This window comes from Candidatus Protofrankia californiensis, assembly GCF_900634765.1.
Classification (GTDB): Bacteria; Actinomycetota; Actinomycetes; order Frankiales; family Frankiaceae; genus Protofrankia; species Protofrankia californiensis.
Window position 1 is genome coordinate 12,987 of the sequence record NZ_CAAAFT010000395.1, and the last position, 6,972, is coordinate 19,958.

The window sequence follows — 6,972 nt, forward strand, 5'->3', positions numbered from 1 at the left end:
CTCGTCCCACCGGTTTGTAACTCGTCCCACCGGTGTTGTAACTTGTCCCACCGGTGTTGCGGGTTGTCCCACCGGGCTGTGGCTCATCGTGCCCGCATTGTCTGTCGATGCGGACGTCGTCCAATTATTTTCACCGGACCGCTAAATATTGACCCGCTCCGCGGCAAACATGACCATGGGCGTCATGAGCCGACGGGAAACCGTCGGAGCCGGTCACCGGACAGTTCTTCCCGGCCAACCGATCAGAAAGCCGAAGGCGACGCGACCATGCTTCTTTCGTGCCGCCAAAGGCCCACGCCCCGGACCACTAAGGAGCGACATGGCCGTCGTCAGTACGGATCTCGACATCCGCAAGGTGACCGGGCGGATCGGCGCCGAGGTGGTCGGCGTGGACCTTCGCGACGAGCTCGACGACGACACCGTCGCGTCGATCCGGGCCGCGCTCGTCGAACACAAGGCGCTGTTCTTTCGCGGGCAGGAACTCGACGACCAGAGGCAGCAGCGCTTCGCCGCCCGCTTCGGCGAGCTCACCACGGCGCACCCCACCGTCCCGTCCCTGACCGGCAGCCCGAACGTGCTGCGGGTGGACTCGACCGAGGGCAGGGCCAACAACTGGCACACCGACGTCACGTTCGTCGTCAGTCCGCCGGCCGCGAGCACCCTGCGCAGCATCGTGATCCCCCCATTCGGCGGGGACACCCTCATCGCCAACGCCGCGACCGCCTACCAGGACCTCCCGGGCGACCTGCGTGAACTGGCCGACCGGATCTGGGCGGAGCACACCAACGACTACGACTACGCGATACCGCCGGCCGAGACAACGCAGACGAAGGCGTACCGCGAGATCTTCGTCTCCCGGAAGTACCGGACCGCCCACCCGGTGGTCCGCGTCCACCCCGAGACGGGCGAACGGGGCCTGTTCATCGGCGGGTTCGCACAGCGCATCGTCGGCCTGTCCGTGACCGAGTCGCGCGACATCCTCCGCCTGTTGCAGACCTATATCACCCGGCCGGAGAACACCGTCCGGTGGCGGTGGGCCCCCGGCGACCTCGCCTTCTTCGACAATCGCATCACCCAGCACTACGGCGTTGACGACTACGGCGACCTCCCACGGCTGCTGCACCGGGTCACCGTCGCCGGCGGCGTACCGGTCGGGGTGGACGGCCGGCGCAGCCACGCCATCGAGGGCGACGACGCCTCCCACTACACCCCGATCGCCGTATAGCCCCGGCCGCATAAGCGCGGCGCCGCCGTGGCCGGCAGCGTGGCCGCGGCGGCGCCGACCACGGATGCTGCGCAGAGTATGGACACAGCCAGCGACATCCGCGTCCGCCGGCCCGCGCCGGCCCGGCACCCGGAGGACTGATGGCCCAGCCCGGTGGCCGGACGGGCGGATGGCCCGGCCCGGTGGCCGGACTGGTGGATGGCCGGGAGACGATCCGCTGAACCGGCCGGACGGGATCAGTAGTAGATCGGCCCGCGGCTCCCGCCGCCGCAGGCGATCGTCTCGCCCGTGATCGACACGCTCAGCGGGGATGCGAGGAACGTCACCAGCGTGGCCACCTCCTCGGCGGTGATCACCCGACCGATCGTCAGCGTCGCGGTGATGGCGTCCAGCCGGCCGGGCTCGTTGCCGACCAGGTCGGCGAACCGTTCGGTGACGGTGGGGCCGGGGTGAACGGCGACGACGTTGATCCCGTGCGGACCGAGTTCGTCCGCGAGGTTCTTGGTGAGCGCGGTGACGCCGGCGTTGCGGATGGACGCGGCCACCCGCCCGGTCGAACGGGCCGCGAGACCGCCGATGTTGATGATGCGGCCCCAGCCGGCCCGGACGAGATGCGGTGCGACCGCCTGGGCGGTGCGCAGGTAACCGATGACCTTCACGTCGATGTCGTCGGCGAGATCGGCGGTGTCCAGCTCGGGGAATCCACCGGGACCGCCGGCGCCGCCCGGCTGGGCGGCGTTGTTGACCAGGATGTCGACCCCACCGAACTCCGCGACCGTCCGCTCGGCCAGCCGCGCCACGGCGGCCCCGTCGCGGGTGTCGGCGACGACCGGCAGCACGGTGCCGCCGGTCTCGGCCTCGAGCTGCTTGGCGGCCACCTCCAGGGCGTCGGCGTCACGCGCGGCAATCGCGACCTTGACCCCCTCGGCGGCCAGCGACCTGGCGATGGCCCGGCCGATGCCGCGACTACCGCCGGTCACGATCGCACGCCGCCCGTACAGCTGTAGATCCACGTCTCGCTCCGTCAGGTCTCGATGAGTCGTCGGTTCTCGATGAATCCCGGTTCTCGATGGATGCGGGTGCCGGGACGTCCGCGACACCACCCGAACCGGCGATCTTCCGGGGGTCGCGGTCGTGCTCACGCGGCCGACCGGCACCCGACAGCCGGCGTCACGTACGCAGCGGACGGACATCTCCTGATGATCGGCGCCCGGCAGAGCCGGGATGCAACAGTGCCGTCAGGCAGGCGGACGTCGTCAGCCAGGTGAACAGAGCGCGTTTGCCACCCCGCTGGCGTGGCCATAGCCGTGGGCGCGGAAAGCCGGACAGCGGCAGAGCAGGTGACAGGTGTGCCGGCTCATGCAGGCGACAGTAGGTACACCCACAAGTATTGTCAACCGATCCGGTAGAAAAAGGAAACGGCAGGCCGAACCGGGCGTGGGAGGATGCGCCGAGGCGTATCACAACCTGGGCACGGCCAGGCGTGCTGACCTGTTGGGTCGAGCCGGAACGGGGAGAGAACCAAGGAGGGAGCGGGGGCGGCCACCGCCGGCGTCCTCGCCGAGCTGGCGCAGCTGGTGGCCGACGGCCGCCTGGAGGTCCCGATCGCCAGGACCTATCCCCTGGCCGAGGTCCAGGACGCCTTCCACGAACTCGAACGCGGCCACGTCCGAGGCAAGATCGTGCTCGTGCCCTGACAACCGTTCACGTGGCCTCTGCGCGCGTGGCTTCCGAGTGTCTCCGTGAGCTTCGGCAACGTCGTGGGCAACGTCGTGGCGGAGGGCCGGTCGCCAGTCGGGCAGCATGACTATGCGGTCTACTGGACGGCATACTTATCGGTATGACGATGACAACGATCAAGGTGGATGTGACGGTTCGGGACCGGCTCGCCTCCCTTGCCCACGATCGCGGGACCACGATGGGACGGATGCTCGCCGAGATAGCCGAACGACTCGAACGCGAGTCCTTCTTCGCGCAAGCCCGCGCCCAGCTCGAGGAGCTCCGCGCCGGCGACCCGCAGGGGTGGGAGCGCGACCGCGCCGAGTCGAGGGCCTGGCAGCGTGGTACCGACCGGGACGCGCTCGCGTTCGATGACGCGCCCGGCTGGTGGGAATGACGAGGGTTCGCACCGGCGAGATCTGGCTCGCGCTCCTCGATCCCGTGGTCGGCCACGAACAGGGCGGCCGGCGTCCCGTCGTGGTTGTCTCCGCCGACGGCCTGCACAGCCTGCCCATCGGCATGGCGATCGTCGTCCCCCTCACCGGGCAGGACCGTGGCCTGGTCACCCAGCCCCCCATCGCCGGACCCGCAACCGGGCTGAACAAGCCGAGTTTCGCCCGTCCCGAAGACACCAGGGCGATCGACAGCGGCAGGCTCGAGCGCCGCCTGGGAACCGTGGACGACACCACGCTCGCCGCGATCCGCAAGGTGCTGCGCTACTTCCTCGGCCTCTGATTCCTGATGTGATTCCTGGTACGCCGCTGCTTCCTAGTGCGCCGCGGCCGGGAGGAAGGGGCGGTTGCCCGTGTCGCGGACGCCGTGGTTGTCGACGAGACCCAAGCGGGCGAGCTGCGGCAGGACGCCCTCGCCGAACCAGTACAGCTCCTCCAGATGCGGGTAGCCGGAGAACACGAACTCGTCGATGCCGAGCGCGGCGTACTCGGCGATCCGGTCGGCGACCTCGGTGTGGCTGCCCACCAGGGCGGTGCCGGCCCCGCCGCGGACAAGACCGACGCCGGCCCACAGGTTCGGGGCGATCTCGAGCGCCCGTGGGTTGCGCCAGCTCCCGTCGGCGCGGCCGCGTTCGTGCAGGGCCCGCATCCGCGCCTGTCCGGTGGACTCGCTGCGGGCCAGTCCGGCCTGCGCGGCGGCCACGACGTCCTCGCCGAGCGTGTCGAGGAGCCGGCCGGCCTGTTGCCAGGCGTCGTCAGCACTGTCGCGGGTGATGACGTGCAGCCGGATCCCGAACCGGAGGCTGCGTCCGCGCTCGGTGGCGAGGCCACGGATCCAGGCGATCTTGCCTGCTACCGCGTCCAGCGGCTCGCCCCAGGTCAGGTAGACGTCGGCGTGCGTGGCCGCGACCGGCCCGGCCGCGGCCGACGACCCGCCGAAGTACAGCGGCGGGACGGGGTCTGGCAGCGTCGGCAGGTGCGCGGATTCGACGTGGAGGTGGGTGCCACGGTGGGTGACCACCTCCCCCGCCCACAGCCGGCGCACGATCGAGAGGAACTCGTCGCAGCGGGCGTAGCGGGCGGCCTTGTCAAGGTGGTCGCCGTAGGCGCGCTGTTCGTCCGCCTCTCCCCCGGTGACCACGTTGAGCAGCAACCTGCCGGGGGCGTGGGTGCTGAACGTCGCGGCCATCTGCGCGGCAAGGGCCGGGCTGATCAGACCGGGACGGAACGCGATGAGAAAGGCGAGCTGTTCCGATTCGCGGGCCAGCATCGCGGTTGTCAGCCAGGCGTCCTCGCACCATGCCCCGGTCGGGGTCAGGGCGCCGGTGAAGCCGAACTCCTCGGCGGCGCGCGCGATCGAGGAGAGGTAGCCGATCGAGGCGCGGCGATCGCCCGACGCGGTGCCGGCGGGCAGACCATGACCCCCGCCGACGATGAACCGCGAGTCACCGTAGGTGGGCAGGAACCAGTGCAGCCGCAGGGCCATTCGGGAAACGCCTCCAGGATCGCCGGGTGTCGTGCCGTCCGAGCTGTCCGAGCTGTCAGAACCGTTCGTGCCATCAGAACTGTCCGTACTGTCTAGATCTGTCCGTGCCGTGGTGGGGGCGTGCCGGACAGCAGCCAGCGTCCGATGTGCTGGATCTTCCACCGGACGGGGTCGTGCAGGGTGTGGGTGCGCCCGTCACGCCAGTGGCGCGAAAGGTTCAGCGAGCCCGCGGCCGACCGCGTGCCGCCGAGCTCGAACAACTCCCCCGCCGCCCGTACCGCCGCCCGGGCGGCGGCAACCTTGGCGACGGCCGTCGCCACCGACGCCCGCGCCGTGCTCGCCTCGGTCAGGTCGTGTTCGGCCACGTCGATGCTCGCCGCGGCCTCTCTCAGCAGGGCCTCGGCCGCACGGACCACGATCTCCAGTTCGCCGGCCTGCTGCACGAGCAGCGGGTCGTCGGCGGCCCGGTCCGCGCCGCTTTCGAACCACGGCCGGGCCCTGGCCACCTGGCCGACGGCGGCGTCCAGCGCGCCGCGGGCGATGCCGGTGTCCAGCGCGGCGTGCAGCACCTGGGCACGGGCGCCGTAGGTGGTGGGGCCATCGAAGATCGACGAGAAATCGATCACCTGGTTCGTCGTGACCAGGACGTCATCCAGCCGGACGGTGCCGCTGGCGGTGGTGCGCTGGCCCATGCCGTCCCAGTCGTCCTCGACGCTCACTCCGGATGAGTCCCGACGGATGTAGGCCAGCGCCTTGGGGACAGCCCCGCCGGCACGCGGCGGCTCGTCGGGCAGCACGGCGCGGACGACCAGCCAGTGCGCGAACAGCGCACCGGTGCAGTAGTACTTCTCGCCGCGCAGGACGTAACCGCCCTCCGGGCAGCGGCGCAGTGTGGTGGCGTCGTCCGCGATGGTCCTGCCGCCACGCTCGGACTGTGCGTTGGCGAAGCGCCGGCCGGCCAGCGCCTGGCCGAAGTAGAAGGTCTGCTGGTCCTCGCTGCCCTGCCTGCGCAGGGCGTCGAGGAAGACGAAGTGGGTGTGCGGGATCTGGGCCAGGCTCGCGTCGGCGACCGCGAGGATGCGGAACACCTCGGCCAGCGTCGCCGCCGAGACGTCGGCGCCGCCGAACCTCGCCGGGACGGTGATGCCGAGCAGCCCCGACGCCGACAGCTCGTCGACTTCGGCTTCGGGCAGCCGCCGGTCCCGGTCACGGGCGTCGGCGTGCACCGCGAAGCCGGCCGCGACCTTCCGCGCGATCTCCAGCGCCTCGGCGTCCGAGCGCACGACACTGGACGGGCGGGCCCCGGCGTCGGATGGTCGATCGGTCACCACAGCCCTCCAGACGGTCGACTTCCAGACGGTGGACGCAGCAGGTGGCGGACGCCGGCACACCCGGCGTCCGCCACCCTTGGTCATGGGGACTTCGGCCTCTCCGGCGGCGCAAAAAACATGATCGCGCCGCCGGAGGCCCTCTCGTCAGCGGTACGGCAAGCTCAGCGGCACAGCAAGCCTGGTCAGCGGTACAGCGAGAACTCGGGGGCGCGGCGGTTGAGGGTCCAGTCTCCGACCTCGCGCGCCTTGTAGGCCACCGGATCGTGGACGGTGTGGGTACGCAGGTTGCGCCAGTGCCGGTCGAATCCGTAGGCGCTGGTGGTCGCCCGGGCGCCCTGGATCTCGAACAACCGGCTCGCCACCGCCAGCGACACCTTGGTGGTGAGGTACTTCGCCTCGTAGATGGCGATCGCAGCCTCGGCCCGCTGCTCCGCGGTCAGCGACGGACCGATGTCAAGCGCCGCCTGCAGCGACTGCCCAGCGCGGTCGGCCAGCAGCGCGGCGGCCCTGATCTCGCTCTGCAGTTCACCGACGGCCTGCAGGATGTAGGCGTCGTCGGCCGCCTGCTCGACACCGGAGGTCTCCCACGGCGCGGCGTGCAGGCGCGTCCAGTCCAGAGCCTCCTCGAACGCGCCCTCCGCGGTTCCGATGTAGAAGTTGACGAAGGCGAGCTGCCAGTGCGGGGTCACCAGCGTCTGGTACGGCGACGGCGTGCGGCCGGTGAGCGGGTCGTCGCCGAGGATTTCCGACCGCTCGACG

The 6,972-nt window shown here is 70.7% G+C and carries 7 protein-coding genes and 1 pseudogene; 4 read left to right on the forward strand and 4 right to left on the reverse strand.

Going from position 1 to position 6,972, the window contains the following annotated elements:
* Positions 1-319: 319 nt before the first annotated feature.
* The gene (locus DD1DGNOD_RS20300; protein ID WP_131768068.1) at positions 320-1,225 is read left to right on the forward strand and encodes a TauD/TfdA dioxygenase family protein; all 906 of its coding nucleotides are present in this window, start codon (positions 320-322) and stop codon (positions 1,223-1,225) included.
* 236 nt (positions 1,226-1,461) lie between these two features.
* Here DD1DGNOD_RS20300 and DD1DGNOD_RS20305 read toward each other — a convergent pair whose 3' ends face one another.
* Positions 1,462-2,238, reverse strand: coding sequence for an SDR family NAD(P)-dependent oxidoreductase (locus tag DD1DGNOD_RS20305; protein WP_131770831.1), 777 nt, complete (start codon positions 2,236-2,238; stop codon positions 1,462-1,464).
* 543 nt (positions 2,239-2,781) lie between these two features.
* Here DD1DGNOD_RS20305 and DD1DGNOD_RS20310 point away from each other — a divergent pair.
* The 3 genes and pseudogenes from DD1DGNOD_RS20310 to DD1DGNOD_RS20320 all read left to right on the forward strand — a co-directional run.
* Positions 2,782-2,922, forward strand: a pseudogene (locus DD1DGNOD_RS20310) (zinc-binding dehydrogenase); the annotation flags it as partial.
* Between the two features lie 149 nt (positions 2,923-3,071).
* Positions 3,072-3,341: a hypothetical protein gene (locus DD1DGNOD_RS20315; protein WP_131770832.1), complete on the forward strand. Its 270-nt coding sequence runs from the start codon at positions 3,072-3,074 to the stop codon at positions 3,339-3,341.
* Positions 3,338-3,679 carry a type II toxin-antitoxin system PemK/MazF family toxin gene (locus tag DD1DGNOD_RS20320; RefSeq protein ID WP_131768071.1) on the forward strand — a complete coding sequence of 114 codons (342 nt, stop codon included), beginning with the start codon at positions 3,338-3,340 and terminating at the stop codon, positions 3,677-3,679. The genes DD1DGNOD_RS20315 and DD1DGNOD_RS20320 overlap by 4 nt, the downstream gene beginning before the upstream one ends.
* Before the next feature lie 33 nt (positions 3,680-3,712).
* On the opposite strand, the gene DD1DGNOD_RS20325 is transcribed toward DD1DGNOD_RS20320, so the two are convergent.
* The 3 genes from DD1DGNOD_RS20325 to DD1DGNOD_RS20335 form a co-directional block, all read right to left on the reverse strand.
* Entirely contained in the window at positions 3,713-4,882 is a 1,170-nt protein-coding gene (locus DD1DGNOD_RS20325; RefSeq protein WP_131770833.1) for an LLM class flavin-dependent oxidoreductase, read from the reverse strand.
* 92 nt (positions 4,883-4,974) lie between these two features.
* Entirely contained in the window at positions 4,975-6,210 is a 1,236-nt protein-coding gene (locus tag DD1DGNOD_RS20330; RefSeq protein WP_131768072.1) for an SfnB family sulfur acquisition oxidoreductase, read from the reverse strand.
* 185 nt (positions 6,211-6,395) lie between these two features.
* On the reverse strand, positions 6,396-6,972 hold a 577-nt coding region (locus tag DD1DGNOD_RS20335; RefSeq protein ID WP_283234736.1), incomplete at its 5' end, for an acyl-CoA dehydrogenase family protein.

Bases quoted from the DNA above. Each gene is read 5' to 3' on its own strand.
- DD1DGNOD_RS20300 (WP_131768068.1), top strand. From the start codon at position 320: ATGGCCGTCGTCAGTACGGATCTCGACATCCGCAAGGTGACCGGGCGG.
- DD1DGNOD_RS20315 (WP_131770832.1), top strand. From the start codon at position 3,072: ATGACAACGATCAAGGTGGATGTGACGGTTCGGGACCGGCTCGCCTCC.
- DD1DGNOD_RS20320 (WP_131768071.1), top strand. From the start codon at position 3,338: ATGACGAGGGTTCGCACCGGCGAGATCTGGCTCGCGCTCCTCGATCCC.
- DD1DGNOD_RS20325 (WP_131770833.1), bottom strand. From the start codon at position 4,882: ATGGCCCTGCGGCTGCACTGGTTCCTGCCCACCTACGGTGACTCGCGG.